General features: G+C 44.0%; 15 protein-coding genes and 1 pseudogene. 7 read left to right on the top strand and 9 right to left on the bottom strand.

Going from position 1 to position 17,624, the window contains the following annotated elements:
• Nucleotides 1–114 precede the first annotated feature (114 nt).
• On the top strand, nt 115–1,572 hold the full coding sequence (katA, locus tag C400_RS0110970; RefSeq protein ID WP_017427013.1) for a catalase KatA: 1,458 nt from the start codon (nt 115–117) through the stop codon (nt 1,570–1,572).
• Nucleotides 1,573–1,693: 121 nt separating this feature from the next.
• Here the strand turns inward: katA and C400_RS0110965 are convergent, their stop codons facing one another.
• The 7 genes from C400_RS0110965 to C400_RS0110935 form a co-directional block, all read right to left on the bottom strand.
• Entirely contained in the window at nt 1,694–3,004 is a 1,311-nt protein-coding gene (locus tag C400_RS0110965) for an MATE family efflux transporter (protein WP_017427012.1), read from the bottom strand.
• A complete protein-coding gene (locus C400_RS0110960) occupies nt 2,971–3,813 on the bottom strand; it encodes an ABC transporter ATP-binding protein (RefSeq protein WP_017427011.1) in 843 nt (280 codons plus the stop codon). The genes C400_RS0110965 and C400_RS0110960 overlap by 34 nt, the downstream gene beginning before the upstream one ends.
• The gene (locus tag C400_RS0110955; RefSeq protein WP_017427010.1) at nt 3,806–4,642 is read right to left on the bottom strand and encodes an ATP-binding cassette domain-containing protein; all 837 of its coding nucleotides are present in this window, start codon (nt 4,640–4,642) and stop codon (nt 3,806–3,808) included. The genes C400_RS0110960 and C400_RS0110955 overlap by 8 nt, the downstream gene beginning before the upstream one ends.
• A 7-nt stretch (nt 4,643–4,649) precedes the next feature.
• Nucleotides 4,650–5,504, bottom strand: coding sequence for a nickel transporter permease (gene nikC / locus C400_RS0110950; RefSeq protein ID WP_017427009.1), 855 nt, complete (start codon nt 5,502–5,504; stop codon nt 4,650–4,652).
• Complete coding sequence (gene nikB, locus C400_RS0110945; RefSeq protein WP_017427008.1) at nt 5,501–6,445, bottom strand: nickel ABC transporter permease; 945 nt, start codon at nt 6,443–6,445, stop codon at nt 5,501–5,503. The genes nikC and nikB overlap by 4 nt, the downstream gene beginning before the upstream one ends.
• Before the next feature lies 1 nt (nt 6,446).
• Entirely contained in the window at nt 6,447–7,982 is a 1,536-nt protein-coding gene (nikA, locus tag C400_RS0110940; protein ID WP_017427007.1) for a nickel ABC transporter substrate-binding protein, read from the bottom strand.
• A gap of 204 nt (nt 7,983–8,186) precedes the next feature.
• Nucleotides 8,187–9,650: a DHA2 family efflux MFS transporter permease subunit gene (locus C400_RS0110935; protein ID WP_068981556.1), complete on the bottom strand. Its 1,464-nt coding sequence runs from the start codon at nt 9,648–9,650 to the stop codon at nt 8,187–8,189.
• A gap of 137 nt (nt 9,651–9,787) precedes the next feature.
• Between C400_RS0110935 and C400_RS0110930 the strand changes: the two genes are divergently transcribed.
• From C400_RS0110930 to C400_RS0110920, 3 genes are all read left to right on the top strand, one after another.
• Nucleotides 9,788–10,357, top strand: a complete 570-nt coding sequence (locus C400_RS0110930) for a TetR/AcrR family transcriptional regulator (RefSeq protein WP_016820806.1) — start codon at nt 9,788–9,790, stop codon at nt 10,355–10,357.
• Nucleotides 10,358–10,552: 195 nt separating this feature from the next.
• On the top strand, nt 10,553–10,804 hold the full coding sequence (locus C400_RS0110925) for a YolD-like family protein (protein ID WP_025364962.1): 252 nt from the start codon (nt 10,553–10,555) through the stop codon (nt 10,802–10,804).
• Nucleotides 10,805–10,841: 37 nt separating this feature from the next.
• Complete coding sequence (locus tag C400_RS0110920; RefSeq protein WP_017427005.1) at nt 10,842–11,048, top strand: hypothetical protein; 207 nt, start codon at nt 10,842–10,844, stop codon at nt 11,046–11,048.
• 127 nt (nt 11,049–11,175) lie between these two features.
• Here C400_RS0110920 and C400_RS0110915 read toward each other — a convergent pair whose 3' ends face one another.
• Nucleotides 11,176–11,505, bottom strand: coding sequence for a DUF3817 domain-containing protein (locus tag C400_RS0110915; RefSeq protein WP_016820809.1), 330 nt, complete (start codon nt 11,503–11,505; stop codon nt 11,176–11,178).
• A gap of 358 nt (nt 11,506–11,863) precedes the next feature.
• On the opposite strand from C400_RS0110915, the gene C400_RS0110910 reads away from it, so the two are divergent.
• Nucleotides 11,864–13,876 (top strand): fibronectin type III domain-containing protein, encoded by a 2,013-nt coding sequence (locus tag C400_RS0110910; RefSeq protein WP_049885688.1) that lies wholly within the window; start codon nt 11,864–11,866, stop codon nt 13,874–13,876.
• A 110-nt stretch (nt 13,877–13,986) separates the two neighbouring features.
• Here C400_RS0110910 and C400_RS0110905 read toward each other — a convergent pair whose 3' ends face one another.
• Nucleotides 13,987–14,868 (bottom strand): helix-turn-helix domain-containing protein, encoded by an 882-nt coding sequence (locus tag C400_RS0110905; protein ID WP_017427003.1) that lies wholly within the window; start codon nt 14,866–14,868, stop codon nt 13,987–13,989.
• 185 nt (nt 14,869–15,053) lie between these two features.
• On the opposite strand from C400_RS0110905, the gene C400_RS0110900 reads away from it, so the two are divergent.
• Both C400_RS0110900 and C400_RS0110895 read left to right on the top strand, forming a co-directional pair.
• A complete protein-coding gene (locus C400_RS0110900; protein ID WP_017427002.1) occupies nt 15,054–16,085 on the top strand; it encodes a quercetin 2,3-dioxygenase in 1,032 nt (343 codons plus the stop codon).
• Nucleotides 16,086–16,095: 10 nt separating this feature from the next.
• Nucleotides 16,096–17,434, top strand: a pseudogene (locus tag C400_RS0110895) (MFS transporter).
• Nucleotides 17,435–17,624 lie beyond the last annotated feature (190 nt).

Below are 17,624 nucleotides of genomic sequence, written 5' to 3'. Positions count from 1 at the left end.
CTAATTCTAAATCCTACATTATAATTATTATAAAAAAGTATTGATTTTTGTTTGTGCACAATTTATAGTGAAAGGCACAAGGTCAACCAATTCAATCAAGAGGTGATTTCAATTATGAGTAACCAACCAACGAACCTGACTACAAGCTGGGGCGCTCCTGTTGGAGATAATCAGAATTCGATTACAGCAGGCTCACGGGGGCCTGTACTAATTCAGGATGTGCATCTGCTGGAAAAATTGGCGCATTTTAACCGGGAGCGTGTGCCGGAACGGGTTGTTCATGCCAAAGGTGCGGGGGCACACGGATATTTTGAAGTCACTAATGATTTGTCTTCATATACAAAAGCAAGCTTTTTGTCCGAAGTGGGTAAGCGTACACCGATGTTTATCCGTTTTTCTACTGTGGCAGGTGAGCTAGGCTCGTCCGATACTGTACGCGATCCACGTGGATTTGCGGTAAAGTTTTATACAGAAGAAGGAAACTATGATCTCGTGGGCAATAATACACCTGTCTTTTTTATTCGGGATGCCATTAAATTTCCTGACTTTATTCATACGCAAAAACGTCACCCCCAAACGCATTTGAAAAACCCGAATGCGGTCTGGGATTTCTGGTCCTTGTCTCCTGAATCGCTGCATCAGGTAAGTATTCTCATGTCTGATCGCGGTATTCCCGCTACACTTAGACATATGCATGGTTTTGGCAGCCACACGTTCAAGTGGGTGAACGCCGAGGGACAGGCCGTATGGGTGAAATATCATTTTAAAACAGAACAAGGCATACAAAATCTCGATGTGGATTTAGCTGCGAAAATTGCCGGTGAAAATCCTGATTATCATATACAAGATTTGTTTAATGCGATTAAAAAGGGCGATTTCCCGGCATGGAAACTTTATGTGCAGATTATGCCCATAGAAGATGCGGATACGTACCGTTTTGATCCATTTGATGTGACCAAAGTATGGTCTCAAAAGGATTACCCGCTGATCGAGGTAGGGCGCATGGTGCTGAATCGCAATCCTGAGAACTACTTTGCTGAGGTAGAGCAGGCGACATTCTCGCCGGGTTCATTTGTTCCTGGTATTGAGGCTTCCCCGGATAAGATGCTGCAAGGACGCCTGTTTGCCTATGGTGACGCACATCGCTACCGTGTCGGTGCAAACCATAATGCGTTGCCAATCAACCGGCCGCATGCGGAAGTTCACAACTATCAACGCGATGGTGCATTGCGCAGTGACGGTAATGGCGGGGGATCTGTCTATTACGAGCCGAATAGTCTCGGCGGACCGAAAGAATCATCTGCTCACAAAATTGCTCCTTTTGAAGTGTCTGGCGAGGCACAAAGTGTAGCCTATGATCATCACGATCACTACACACAACCAGGGGACCTGTACCGCTTGCTGAGTGAAGAGGAGCGCTCACGTCTGGTCCGAAACATTGTAAATGCCATGAAGCCTGTAGAAAGTGATGAAATCAAACTGCGTCAGATCGGTCATTTCTATAAAGCTGATCCTGAATACGGGCGTCGTGTAGCGGATGGTCTGGGCTTGACCGTACCACAAGGCGAGTAGAAGGATTGGCAAACGCCTAACCTGAAAGCCGTATGAATAAATAATAAAAGGATGTCCCCACACCACATATATGGTGGAGGGGACATCCTTTGTTTTTGAGAGTCATGTAAAGCAGGGGCTACTAAATCCTCTTCAACCGAGGTAAGTAGACCACCAGAAACAGTGACCGTCCCAGGGCAAAGATGATAAAGGATAACCAAAGTCCATGATTCCCATAATGAGGAACGCACCAGAAGAGAGCAATCAAAAAGCAGACCAGTGAAATCAGCATCGAATTACGGATCGGATACGTTACCGTCATCCCTGTAAACACACCGTAGAATACCAGTCCCAGCCCGGCTGCTAGGGGAAAGACCACCAGCCACCCATTGTAAGGAGTCGTCAGGCTAATCACTGTAGCATTCACCGTAAATAGCGAGATCAGCGGATCTTTCAGTGCAAGATACAATCCTCCCGTCACTACACTGGTAACCAGTGTCCAGAACCAGGACAAATGAATAACTCTCTGCAGCATTTTACGATCCCCGGCACCACGAGCCTGACCCGTCATGATGCTACTGGCGTTGGCGAACCCGTCAAAAAAGTAAGCCATAATGTAATGGATCTGCAACAAAATAGCATTTGCCGCCAACTGATCGGTTCCAAAGCTCGCACTGCGCGCCGTAAACAGATTAAACATCGTCAACAGGCAGGCAGTACGAATCATGAGATCAAGGTTCGTCGCCATGACTCTTTTTAACCCTGAGGCACCGAACCATTCTCGCCAATTCCTCTGTCCGCTGCGCTTCCATTCTCTCCAAATCGGTGAACGGAACACCAGTACAAGACCCAATACACATGCAAGAGCTTCTGCAATCAGGGTAGCGCTTGCGACCCCAGCGACATTCCAATGCATGACCTGTGTAAATACAATAGCTAATAGCATATTAATCACATTCATGGATATTTGTAAAAATAGTGTAGCTTTCACGCGGGACAATCCCATCAGCCATCCGAGCAGCACATAGTTCACTAATGTAAGGGGTGCTCCCCAAATACGGATGTTAAAATAAATTGCTGCTTGCTCTGCCACATCCTGAGCTGGATGGATGAGCTGGAGAGAAGCTAGCAAAATGGGCTTTTGCAATACAATAAATACTGCACTAATGAGTAGAGCTATGGCAAGTGGGCGCATGAGAGCAGCTATGCCTTGATCGTTATTTTGTGCCCCTGCGGCTTGTGCTGTGAAAGCTGACGTACTGACTCGCAGAAAGCCAAACAGCCAATATAAAGTATTGAAAATAAGAGTACCGACTGCCACGCCGCCTAAATAGGCAGAGTGGCTTAAATGACCGATTACTGCTGTATCCACCGCACCGAGTAGCGGGGTTGTAATCGTCGAAATAATTAAAGGGATTGCTAAAGCAAGATAGGCTCGGTGGGAAGGCAGCATGTTGAAAAAACCTCCAGTAACGATTGTGTATAGGGATGCTGATCCGAATGAAATAATGATTCCTTGGAAAAATGCTCAAGCACACGGCCATCTTTCATAACCATGATTCGATCACTCATAAAGTGCACAGCCGCCAGATCATGCGAGATAAACAGATAAGCCAGTCCAAACTCATCCTGCAAATCCTTAAGCAGATTCAAAACCGTGGCTTGTGTGGTCACATCCAAACTTGCAGTCGGCTCGTCCAATACGATAAAATCCGGTTCTGTGCTAATGGCACGTGCAATGGTTACACGCTGCTTTTCCCCACCACTGAGCTGATGTGGGAACTTATCCAGATAGCTGGCCGGAAGCTTTACCATACCTAACAGTTGTTCTGCTATATTCCGACGTCCGGAGGGCATACCCGCCATAAAGGAAGGAACATAGCACTTGAGCTGATCCAATGGCTCCAGCAGTGATTGCAGAATGGTTAGTCTGGGGTTCAAAGCTGCGGATGGATGTTGAAATACCGCCCCCAGTCTGCTGCGAATCCGTTTTAATTCACTTCGCTTTAATCCTCGAATGGACTGTCCGCCCAATCTAAGCTCACCTTGATCAAACGGGTCCAATGTCAAAATACAGCGAGCGAGTGTGCTTTTCCCACTGCCGCTTTCTCCGACAACACCCAGACATTCTCCGGGCAAGACCGACAGAGTAACATCGTGCAGCACAGTTTTGCCCCCAGTGTAAGCCTTCGTCAAACCGGAGACGGTAACAACAGGATTAGAGCTGTCTTGCCACTGAGCGCAGGCGGCTTGATTATTCATGTAATATGCTCCTTCCCGGTGCAAGCTGTTCATCAGTGCTATTGCATGGCAAACGCGAAGGAGCGCCTGGAGACAGCGGCGGAATAGCCGCCAGCAAGCGACGCGTATAGGGATGGACTGGATGGTCTAGCACCGCTTGCGTTTGGCCAGCTTCAACCAAAACACCTGTACGCATTACGGCAATTCGATCCGCATACTTCCGTACATGCCGTAGATCGTGAGTAATCCACAAGACGGAAATTCCCGTTTCCATCCGGATTTGATCAATGAGCTGGAGTACTTGGTGTGCAGTCAGCGTATCCAGCGCAGTTGTGGGCTCGTCGGCAATAAGCAGCTTTGGCTTTAGAAGCAGTGCAGCTGCAATAGCCGCTCGCTGCAATTGACCGCCGCTGAGCTCGAATGGATAGCTGCGGTACACACGTTCGGCGGGAAGCTGTACGTGCTCAAGCACCTCGATACAACGCTGTTTACGCGCTTTACGGTCTTGCTTGCCGTGAGCACACATCAGCTCGTCGAGTTGGCTGCCTACACGTAAAAAAGGTGTAAAAGCCCCGTGATAATCTTGAAAAATGTAAGATATTTCACTGCCAAGCAAGGAACGTCTTTGTTTAACAGGTAGGGCAAGCAAATTCTCGTCATTCCACATGATGATTCCTTCAGCGCTAACAGAAGCGGGGAGGAGACCGCCAATAGCGAACGCAGTCATGCTTTTCCCGCTGCCGCTTTCGCCTGCCAGAGCACACCATTCTCCCGGATGAATGGCAAGTTCCAGTTGTTCTACAATCGTTTTTGCTTTTGTTCGAATCGTTAAGCCTTCAATAGTCAGCATGTATAGTTCACTCCTCTGACCGGGTTCTAACATCATATCGGTCGCGTAGCTTGTCTCCAAACACGTTCGCCAGTAGCACGGTGAGTACGACAGCTATGCCGGGACCAAGCATTAAATGGGGTGCCATTTGAAAATATGCACGCCCTTCATTCAACATCGTTCCCCATTCGGGAATGGGCGGTTGAGGACCTAAGCCCAAAAAAGATAGAGAGGCGATCATTAAGATGATTTTGCCGATATCCAGCGTAGCCAGTACCAGTACATTCCCAATGGCATGGGGTAGAATATGCCGCATGACAATTCGCAGGGAGGAGGTACCCGCAAGTATCGATAGCGAAATGTAATCCTTTTGCTTTTCAGCCAGAACGGTACTGCGCACCAGGCGGGCATAACCAACCCATTTTACTGCAGACACCGCAAATATAAGATTCCCTAAGCCTGGTCCAAGCAGGCCGCTTAGCACAATGGCAAAAATATAATCAGGCAAAGTCATGAAGGCATCGACTACACGTTGAAATACACGATCCACCCAGCCTCCAATAAATCCTGACAGCAGACCGAGGGGAACCCCGACAACCAGTGAAACGATCAAAATCAACAAACTGGTTCCGACTGTCGTCCGTAGTCCTGCTATGACTCTCGACAGCACATCTCTACCCAAATGATCGGTTCCCAGCCAGTGCATTGCACTGATCGGTTGAAGTCGACTTCCCATTTGGATATGATACGGATCTTGCGGAGCTAAGAAGGGTATGACTGTAATGGCTGTAAGAATAAACAGGATGGAAAGTGATCCGATCCATGCTTTGGACAATCGTGCCCTGGTGAACTGCCTGTTTTCCGCATGTACGGATTCTATCATGATAAACGTTTCTCCTTCAAAGCAATTTCAGGATTGACCCAACGGTAGGACAGCTCTACCAAGATATTGAGACATATAATGAATACGGCCATAAAGATTGTATAGCCCTGTATAATGGGGTAGTCTCTCGCGGCAATTGCATCCACAATCCATTTGCCAAGCCCCGGATAGGCGAATAGCACTTCGATCACCACCGTACCTCCCAATAGGCTGCCTATGCTCTCGCTGAATACCGTAATAAGTGGAACTAAGCTGTGACGGAACATGTGTCTAAAAAAAATGCGAACCGGACTGATTCCACGCGCTTGCGCTGCTTTGATAAAATCCTGCCCCGAGCTTTCAATCAGACTTGCGCGAATCATTCGTACATAAACAGCCGCCATTGCCAATCCGAGGGTAAGAGAAGGGAGGACTAAATGGAAAATGGTCCCATCACCCATAGACGGCAAAATACGCAATTTAACCGCAAACCATTCGATAAACAAAAGACCTAACCAAAAGCTGGGAATCGAGGAGCCAATTAAGGCAAACACACGACTGGCACTGTCAATCCAGCGGTTACGGTACAGCGCGGACAATGTGCCTAACGGGAGAGCTATCAGCAGCATAATGAACAGGGAGCCTCCAGTCAGGAGAAGTGTATAAGGCAGCTTTTCTATAAACTCTGTCAAGACTGGACGATGGGTTAAATAAGATTGTCCAAAATCCAACTGGAGCAACTGAACCAGCCACTTACCATATTGCACAGGCAATGGCTGATCCAGCCCCAATTGGCTACGCATATCTGCAATTTGCTGATTGGATACAGCTACATCATCTACTCGAAGAATGCTCCGAACGGGATCGCCCGGAACAAGCTTAAGCAGACAGAAGCTCACAAAGGAAAGAACAAGAAAAAACAACATAAACGTCAGAAACTTTTTGGCAATGGATTGAAACATGCTAGTTCACATCCAAGTCCTGGGTCAGCAGATAGTATTCACTTTGGCTGGTTACCCAGTTATGTACGTAATTACGATAGGCCACTACGTTGTTTGGATGAACTAGAAAGGATTGCAGATTTTCTTGGTCAATCAGCGTGACAGCCTTCAGCGCCAGCTTGTTGTGCTGCTCCTCATTCACAGTTGTGTTCAGTTGTGTAATCATACGCTCGAGTTCTGGTATATGCATACGACCGTAATTCAATGCTCCCTCCGGCATATAGGCCGCATTCAGGAAGTAGCTTGCATCGCCGCGCGGGGCTGTAATGTTACTGTAAGTCGCCAAATCCCAATCCTGATGAGCGGCCAGATATTCATCAATATTATCAACCTGACGGATATCAATCGTGATGCCAAGCTCCTTAGCGTTAGCCTGAATTAGCTGCGAAATGAGTGGGAGTTCTGCTCTCGACTGGTAGGTTAACAATGTAAAATGAAGGGGGGAGCCATCAGGATTCGTAATTTTGCCGTTCTGCACTGTATATCCAGCCTCTTTGAAGCCTTCTCGCGCCGCATTCAAATCAAACTTTTTCGTAATATATTCCGGTGAAAAAGGAAAATCCGGCAAGAACGGACCTTGCGCAGGGGTTCCCTGACCAGACATGATACCGCTCGCAATCTCATCTCGGTTGATCAGATGATCAAATGCTTTGCGCACAGCTGTTTTTTTCAGATCATGATTGTTCATATTGTAAATAAGTTGGTGCGTCCGCAGGCTGGGGAGAGAGTCAACTTTAACGGTAGAATCAGCTTTCAAGAGTTCCAGACTTTCAATGGGCGGACGGTACACAATATCGGCTGTTTTAGCTTGAAATGCAAGCTGACGTGCATTGGCGTCTTCGTTAAACATGAACTTGGCATGTTTCAGCTTTACTTCACCGTTCCAATAGTGCTCGTTGCGCTCCAGATTCAGTTCACTTCCGGCACGGAAACTGGCAACCTGGAACGGCCCCGTTCCCGATGGGAAGTCACCTGTGGCTGTGGTGTCCATAATTGCGGTATTCGGATGAACCAGCTCAGATACAAATTCCGGGAAGGGCTTGTCCGTCGTAATGCTCAAGGTCTGCCCTTCTGCATGAATATCACGGATATGTAGTGCATTTTTGACCGATGGATTGAGCTTTAGCGCTCTTTCCAGAGAGGCTTTGACAGCTGCCGCATCTACGGCTTTACCGCTATGGAATTTCACGCCTGGTCGGATGCTAAAGGTCCAGTGTCGCCCGTCCTTACTATCCCATTTCTCTGCAAGCCAAGCTTCCAGCTTGAGATCCTTATTCACTTTGATCAATGTTTCATTTACTCCAGCACGAACGGCTGTGTAATTAATATCTGTATGAGGATCAATAGAAGGGCTTTGCACGTTGAACAATAAGGTGACACTCTTATCTTGTGGTGCCGTAGAGGATGTGGATGTAGTTGATGGAGATGAAGCACAGGCTGTCATCATCACCGCCATTACCGCGGGTATAAATAGTTTGAAATATGAACGTTTAAACAACAGGGAGTCCTCCTTAATAGTAATCGTAATTTTTACGCTTTACTCCGTGAGTCATATCGTAACCAAATGAGGAGGATTTGTAAATATGTAATTATATGAATACCTATCTAGATTCGTAAAAAAAGGCTGCTTAACCATAAATGAGATGGTTAGCAGCCTTTAAATTTATTCAGGTATTATGTTTGGAATAAAAATAATGGTTAATTAGTGCATGGGTGCTTTAGCAGTGCCATGTTCAACATGAACTCTGCGAATGAAAAACGCAAGGATCAGACCGATCACGCTGATGACCATTGCAAAGAAAAATGAATTCTGAGATCCGACTACCATGGCTTTAGCCATTTCATTTACGGATTGAGGCATGCTGGATTGGCTCAAATAGCTGTCCATGCCTTTGGAGAGAATACTTACCGCTACGGCAGTACCGATTGCACCAGCGACTTGCTGGAGCGTACTCATAATAGCCGTTCCGTCTGGGTATAGATCCATAGGGAGCTGGTTTAGACCGTTAGTTTGGGCTGGCATCATAATCATAGAAATGCCGATCATCAAGCAGCTATGCAGCACAATAATGAGTACGAGCGTGGATGTCGTTGTAATGCCTGACAGGAAAAACAACACAGCAGCCACGATTACAAGTCCTGGAATCACAAGCCATTTGGGACCGAATTTATCGAATAAGGAGCCCATAATAGGCGACAAGAGACCGTTGATAATCCCACCGGGCAGAAGCACCAAACCTGCTGTTAGAGCGGACAAGGCCAGCCCTTTTTGCAAGAACAGTGGAAGAATCAGCATCGTAGAAAGGATCGTCATCATACATAAGAACACCATGATAACGCCGATCACAAACATTGGATATTTAAATACACGCAAATTCAGCATAGGTGCTTTCATTTTTAACTGTCGTACAGAGAACAGAATCAACGATACCACGCCGATGATCACAGGAAGCAAAACAACCAGGCTGGTCCAGCCTTCGCCACCTTCACCAGATTTACTGAAACCAAACACGACACCGCCGAAGCCAATGGAAGACAGGATAATAGATAAAAGATCAATCTTGGGTTTGGTCGGTTCTGAGACGTTCTGCATAAACAAAATACCGCAGATCAGCGAGAGGACCAAGAAAGGAAGAGAGATCCAGAAGATCCAGTGCCAAGATAAATTCTGAAGTACCAGTCCTGCAATGGTAGGTCCTACCGCAGGTGCAAACATAATAACCAATCCGATGATTCCCATAGCCGCGCCTCTCTTTTCAGCTGGGAAGATAATTAAGATCGTGTTAAACATCAACGGCAATAACAGCGCTGTACCCATAGCCTGCAAAATGCGTGCGATCAATAACACTGAAAAGGTAGGGGCAAGCGCTGCAACGAGACAACCAGCTATTGAAAATAGCAACGATGTCACAAACAGCTGTCTTGTGGTAAAGGTTTGAAGCAGCAATCCCGATACAGGCACCAAAATACCAAGTGTCAGCAGATAGGCGGTAGTCAGCCATTGAGCTGTTGCAGTTGTAATATGCAAAATCTGCATCAAATCATTCAACGCAATGTTAAGTGCCGTTTCACTGAACATTCCAATAAAGCCACTAAGGAGCAGGGCAATCATAATAGGTAGCACCTTGAACGTTTTGGGTTCAGAGGGTGAACTTGTTTGACTCATTGTACTCATGTTGTTTTTGTTCCTCCAATAAATTAATGGGTATTGAATTATAACGATCGGTCTATATATAATAAACATGCTATTATTTTTTTGTCAAAATAAAAGTTTCAAATATTATATAATGAAGGATGCTGTATATGGCTGCTAAACCCGAATCATATGAGAATATCGTACAAACGGCGTCAAGACTCTTTTTTCACCAGGGGTATCATGCGACCGGACTGAATCAGATTCTTGCCGAGAGTGGATCGCCGAAGGGATCACTTTATTATTATTTTCCACATGGTAAAGAAGAGTTGGCTTTGGAGTGCATAAGAAGAGGGAATGAGTTTATTAAGCAAAAATTAAAACAGGCACTGAGCGGAAACGAAAATCCTGTAGTAGCCATTCAGGATTTTATTCGTCATACAGCTGAGGAGGCAGATCGTCTCGGCTTTGACAGCTTCATGCCGATTGGCTTCTGGGCTGCTGCGGAAACTTCCTGTATCAGCGAATCGCTACGTCATGCTTGTGTGAATACGTTTACAGATTGGCAGCGCATTTATATGGAGCGTCTTCAGGAATCGGGCTTGGATGAGGAAAAGGCACACAGTCTGGCGGTACTGATCATTTCAATGCTCGAAGGTGCATTAATTTTGGCCGTTACGCAACAGAGCAGTGCTCCTATTTATAACATCGTGGATTACATTCCACAATTGGTCAAATGACTTAGCTATTCGGGTTTCAAGCGCCCCTAATGAGCTCCAACAAGCGACTTTAGAGAGTCGATGTTTTCATTTTTGAGAACTCGGCTTTTTGGTGCATCCTGGGATGTAATTTTACTCACATTACCAGCACCAAATGATGAAAAGTATGGTAAAATGGAATGAATTTGATTTTGCGCGAAAGGAAGAGTGATGCAAGTGGCAAAAGCGAAGGTACCCAAACGGCCTACTCGGGATGAATTTGTACTTGAGGAAATCGGGAATCAGCTTGTAGAAGCACAACAAGAGCAATCCGAAGTTGTATTGACTGTATGGGGACGCGAAGAAGCAACCCGCGGACAAATCGTTAAAATGGATCCGAGAACAGGCAAGGTTCATGTAGAGAGCAATGGAGAAACGGATAAAGTTCCTTTTATGGATATCATGAGTGTAAATTACCCGAGAGATTAGTTGTGATTACATAAATATAACAGAAAGGGATGAAAGAATGTCAAAGTTAGGCGTCTCCCTTACAATCGGTATTTTTATGATCATCTTTTCAATGATTTTCGGTTTTAAAGTATATATAGTTGTTTCTGCTGCTATGTTCGGACTTTTTGCTTATCTAGCTATAGCAGGATATCTCAAACGTAATAACCAGGATGATCCGTCAAATGATGGCTATTATGAATTTTTGGAAAATGTCAGGAACTAATAATTATTATTCATGAATAAAAAAACAACCGAGTGGTTTACAGCCATCGGTTGTTTTTTTTATATTCTGCTATATAAGTGGTAAAGAGAACACCGCATGGCTGCGTTGACCTAGGCCTGGTATAGGTTTATGTAGCTTTGATCGGGCTGGCATGATTGGTGCGGGCTGCGGCTTTCTTAAGCACCTTACGATCGAAAATGAAGGGGCCGAACGGCAACAGCGAGGCAATCAAGGCTGCAAGCCCTTGCAGCAGCGTAATTTTACGCAATATCAACATGACTAACGTGGCAACCACATAAGCCACAAACAGTACCCCATGGATCATTCCCACCCAGCTTACCATTTGCGGCATTCCAGCTGCGTATTTAAGTGGCATGGCAATACATACAAGCAGCAAATAAGAAATCGCTTCAATATTACCAATGGCACCAAACGTTTTAAAAGCATTTTTGAACATAATAGACCTCCTTTTTCTGTTACTTAAAATTTAATATATCCTATAATGCAATGTTATTAAACGGTAGAAAGTTACGATATATCGAAAATTTACAGCTAACTCTTAATATTTACTTTGATACTCGGGTCACAACGTCCGGGTTGTTTAGATTAACGTAAGAAAAAAATGAGGTCTAAACATTTGGTATGGAAATTCCGATAACAGTTAAATGAACGTCTGTACGTTATGGTATATATTTTAAAAGCTGGATTGCAGCAGAAGGGTTTGTGCGTTTACTTATTCGTTTTAACAAATAAAATTTCCATACTGGTATCAAGGAGAGCATAGCATATGAATAAAAAAACGTCTGCGTCAATGGATGGCTCCGTTCGCAACGGCCACACTGATTTTGAATACGGGATATGGCATTTTGGGACCCGATGCAGTGGCTAGCGCGTTGCCGACTGAAAGGCATAACTCAAATCTGACAGGTTTGAATAGTGCACAATCACATACCAAATTAGCAACCGTTCAAGGGCGCCAAATGCCGTTCACTTCTGGCGCGAAATTGACTTCGTTAACTGGTCAGAAGACCACTCTTAACCAAATGATAAAAGTAATGTCGAGCCAGCTGGTTACTTCGAATATTGCGCCAGCAGATGTAAGCAGTCTTACTGCGGTTCCTACAGAAACAACAAAAGTAAATTTGTCTTGGATCAATCCGTCGGACATCAATTTTGACCATGTAAAAGTGGTTAATGTCACTAACGATGTATATGTAGATAACATTCGAAGTAACTCTTATATGATGAGCGGTTTACAGCCGAACACGACATATACCTTTCGCGTGAAAACGGTGAATAAGAGTGGAAATGAATCTCTCGGTACAACAATTCAGGCTAAAACAGCTTCCGTTGATGGTCCTGTAGATAAGACACCCCCAGGAGAAGTAAGCGGGCTGACAGCGACGAATGTAGGTTATAATGGATTTACCATCAATTACATATTGCCTAAGGATACTGACTTAAGCCAAGCGATTATCTATTTAAATGGTACAGAAATTCAGAGAACCACAGGCACGTCTTACACGTTTAATGTCTTGAATGCTGCTACAGCCTACAATGTAACGGTCAAAACGATAGACAAATCCGGAAACTTATCTCAGGGAGTTAGTATTCCCGTTACAACGTCTTCAGTCTCTACCGATATTGTGCCCGAAGTGACAGGTGCTTCAGTGACATCAGTTAATAACTATAGCGTTACTGTTTCCTGGACAAGACCTAGCGGAATTAGTACAGTCAGCCTGTATAAGGATGGCCAGCTGGTAACGGATTCAACAGGATCATCCTATACATTTAACAATCTATCGGCAAGCCAGACATACACATTCACGATAAAATCCAAGCGAAGCACAGGTGCGTTGTCTTCCGGTGTGAAACTGACTGCCACAACGGATAGTACATCCTCCAATTCGTCAGAAGTGTCCAATCTTGAAGTCGATAGCAAAAGCGACACCTGGATCAAAATCACCTATGACATGCCGAGCAGAGCAGAGAAGGTGAAAATATATGTTGATGGCGATTATAAGGGAACTACAAGCTCAGAATCCTATAAAATTACGGATTTACGAGAGGGACGCTGGTATGAGATTAAGGTCATAACTGTAAATAGTAGTGGAAGGGAATCTAGTGGTGTAAAGATATCGGAACGCACGAATTCGGATGGTTACTACTCTTCGTCTTCTAGTTCATCGAACTATGAGAAAGCAAGAGATTTGATGCGGATTGCAGAGAACAGTCTAAATGCGTCCGACTGGCGTTCTGCCAGAGATGCGATTAGTGATCTGCCAACCGGTACACGTAAAAGTGATCTGCTGGATCGATTGGAGGCTATTCGCAATAGGGCATTAGGCACCAGCAGTTCATCGTCCGGGACAAGCTCTACTACCACCACTTCCGGTACTACGACGAATTACACGAACAGTGCGGTTGCTTCCTATTCAACGTCGTTCACCCTAACACCAGGAGCTAAAACAGCTTATGTGGATGGTCGGGCTACAACGATAGCTCAGGCGCCGAAAATCATAAATGGGGTAACGATGGTCCCGTTACGATTTATCAGTGAACGGGTGGGTTACGATGTAAATTATGAAAAAGGCACCAAAAAGATCATTCTGAATCGTCCTACAGACGGCAAACAAATAGTACTTCAAGTCAAGAATTCCACACTTGCTGTATATGAGTTAAACAACTCCCGGAATTATTCGACGAGCATCACTGCTCCAGTTATTGTTAACGGCTATACGCTGGTTCCATTACGAGTCATCAGTGAGCTTTCGGGTTATCAGGTAAACTATAATGCAGCATCCAAACAAATTACGATTACCAAATAAATACTTCTGAAAAAAGAGTTCTAAAGTAAAAACTTTAGAACTCTTTTTGTTAGGAAATGTACATGAACATGCGAAAAAGGGAGCTTTTAGACGCCCGTAAGATCTACGCATTACTGAATATTCGAACAGGCATGAAAGCGAAATTCATGAGGGGTTAATCCACATCGTTCCTTGAAGATTCGATAGAAATATTTCATATCATGAATACCGACTTCAAGTGCGATCGTTTGAACGCTCCAATGAGTATCTAATAGTAAGCTACAACTCTCGTGAATACGAATATCCTGCAGCATTTTGGTGTAGGTCATGCCGCTGGCTTGTTTAAATTTGCGTTGAAATTGCCGTGAGCTAATTAAGAATTGCTTGCAAATTTGGTCAACAGACAACGGATTTTTATAATTTCTGGTTATATCATCAATCGCATACTGAATGGGATCGGTTATGATTGGCTTGGAAACATGAGCTACTTGTTGCATAGCATGGCTGATATGTTCTAATAAATCGATTAAGTATAAATAAAGTTTATATCTAAATCCGGTGGATTTACATTTTTGCTCCATTTCAATAGTGTACATAATTTTAGCAAATTCTTTTGCGTTTTCTCGAACTTGAATATAGTCAGTACATTCCCGAAAAAGAAGAGCCAAACGATAGAAATCCTCTTGAATTTGGCTATCAGCAGGCTCTCCGGGCAATGTTAGAATTTGCTTGTCAAAAAGACAGTTCATAACCTCAAGCGGTGTATGATCTGTTGTATTACTCTGAACAAAGAGATGTTCTTTTCCATAAGGGATAAAAATAATATCTCCCTTGGAGACGGGCAACGTTTGTGTAGAAAATTTTAGTGTGCCGATACCTTCCTTGATATAAGATATTTCGTAAAAATCATGAGCGTGTTTTTGAATATTTCCCTCTATTTGAATAGGACAAAGAGAAATTGGAGTCCCATTTGTGAAATTATGGTCTAGATAATATGCCTCTTCGCTAACCAATGCGATCCCCTCCTTTGTTGGTAGAAAGCACACCATTTTTTAGTCATAAATTTTATTATATCAATTTTTAAGATGTATTCAATTGGTACAGGTCGTAATTGCCCATAAGCTGTCGCTCATGACCATTTAAGTGAAAAATCGAAACTATTAAAATTTTAAATATAAATACAAAGGAGGATAACATGATGAGTGTTAGTTTAACTACAGAGCTTCCAGAAGAAAAAAAGCCATATTTGCTGCGTAGCGGGGATGGAAGAAGGTATGTATTTGGTCAACAGGTAGCTACTGTTATTGCCGATTTTAAAAGCACTGGGGATGTACTCGAATTAACGACGATTTCAGGTGGGAAAGGAGAGACCTTTCCGCTACACAGACATAAAGATGCTTTTGAATCTATCTATGTAATGGAAGGTAAAATTGAATTTATGCTCGATGGAGTGAACTATTTGTTGACTGCCGGAGACTATGTTCATATCCCTCCTGGAATCGCACATGCGTATCGAATGGCTGGGCATCGAAATCGCTTTGCTTCCTATTCGATTAAAGGTAATCTCACGGCAATATATGAGCTTTTAGGAGAGCCGTATCCTTACTTTGAACATCCAACCACAGCGATGAATTCGTATTCTGAGAATCAATTGACGGAAGCTTCCAATAGAGCAGACATTGTATTCCTTCAAGATGCTGTTCAATGGGGGGAGTATAACTCGCCTGAAGAAAGCCATAATCCAAGACGCGTAGCTCCTTATGTTCTGGAAAATGGAGAGGGAGACCGTTTGCTCACTGGAGACCAGCTTCACAGGATTCTAGCTACTCAAGAAAATACGAACGGGGAATACATTTTTGTAGCTTCTGATGGCCCGAAAGGAGACCCCATTGTTGAACATTTTCATAACCACCATACAGAAACTTTCTTCTGTGTGCAGGGACAAATGACGATGTGGGCAAACGGAGAAGAAGTAAAACTATTCCCTGGAGATTTTCTTCATGTACCTGCAGGAACACTTCATTCGTATAGACTGGACTCTCATTATACGAAAGTCGTAGGTATGTTGGTGTCTGGATTGTTCGAACCTTTCTTCCGGGCATTGGGTGAACCGCACGAAACATACACCTTTCCAACAGAACCAGGCCCGCTCCGTATGGATCGTGTAATGGCTATTATCGACGAACTTGATCTGAACGTGGTGGCTAAATCTCCGCTCGATCGTAAGTAGGGAGGACGCAGTGTCAGTTAACAATCGCACCAAACAATCTGAGTCCTATGCTATTATCTGGATACTCGCATTTGCAATGGTGATTTCAGTGATGAATTCTACCATGTTTAATGTCGCGCTACCTTCACTACGCGAAGAATTTCAATTATCCTCTTCCCAAGTAAGCTGGGTTGTAACAGCATATATCATTATTTATGCTATTGGATCAGTGGCTTACGGAAAATTGGCGGACATGTTTAGGTTGAAGAACCTAATTACCTTTGGATTATGTTGCTTTGCGCTAGGATCTATAGTCGGCTTTTTTTTCTTCTAATTATTGGATGGTTATTGTGAGCAGAATATTCCAATCCATTGGGGCGTCTGTTGTTCCGGCCTCATCCATGTTGATCCCGATTCGCTATATATCAATCGTAAATCGTGGGAAAGCTTTGGGGATTACTTCTGCCGGAATGGCTTTAGGGACGGCAATAGGTCCAATTATTGCTGGTTTTGTTATTGGATTTGCAAGCTGGCGTTACCTATTTTTAATCTCATTTTTAATAATTGTTACCATTCCTCTTTTTAGAAGGTATTTAATCAATGAAGCACCTTCAAAAGGAAAAGCTGATCTCATAGGAGGTATTTTGCTTGCCGCTTCCATTACGCTGCTGCTGCTCTCCATTACTGGTCACAGCTGGAGCTATTTCGCGGCTACAATCCTCATATTCGTATTGTTCATTATTCGTATTAACAAAACAGGTGAACCCTTTATTGAACCGACACTCTTTAAAAATACAAGATATACGATAGGGTTGTTTATCGCTTGTATGGTTCTTACCCTTAATTTATGTGTTCCGTATTTGATACCGCAGGTGCTAAGCTCAATGCATCACTTATCTTCAGTAAGTACAGGACTCGTAATGTTTCCCGGTGCTTTGATTGCTGCATTGCTTGGGCTGGTAGGTGGGAAAATCGCGGATGCAAAGGGCAACCGCTTTGTATTTTCGTTGGCTTTCCTGTTTCAAGTGATAGCATATCTTATATTAGGTATTTTTATAAAGGCGGTTCCAGCAGTTATTGCGATTATTTTAATTCTAGCGAATACTGGGTTAACGTTCGCTCAGATTACAATGGCAAGCACCATTTCTCGAACATTAAGCGGCAAGCAAACCGGAGTTGGTATGGGTATCTATATGATGGGAAGCTTTATGGCGGGGGCTATCGGAACGTCTATTCTAGGATCCGTACTTGATCAAGAAGCACAAAGTCAAAGTGTGTTCAGCTCTATTTTTTGGATTATGGGCATATGGATCATAGGATTTGCTATATTTTATTTTACAGTTTTCCGTAAAAAAGCAACATTCGTTTAGCAACACATACAGTAATCCAATAACCACGTACCTTATAATAATCGCCATAGCCTGTGCCAGGAGTGTTTTCATTCCGATGGCAAAATGATAAAACGCTACTGACCTTCGTATGTCAGTAGCGTTTTATATCGTTTCAATAACAAACGAGGAAGAGGGGGGAACTTAGGAAATCGATCCAACCTAATAGCTA

The organism is Paenibacillus sp. ICGEB2008 (assembly GCF_000307675.1).
In the GTDB taxonomy this organism is placed as follows: Bacteria; Bacillota; Bacilli; order Paenibacillales; family Paenibacillaceae; genus Paenibacillus; species Paenibacillus polymyxa.
The sequence above is the reverse complement of the archived record's forward strand: the minus strand, read 5'-3'. Positions and strand labels throughout refer to the sequence as shown.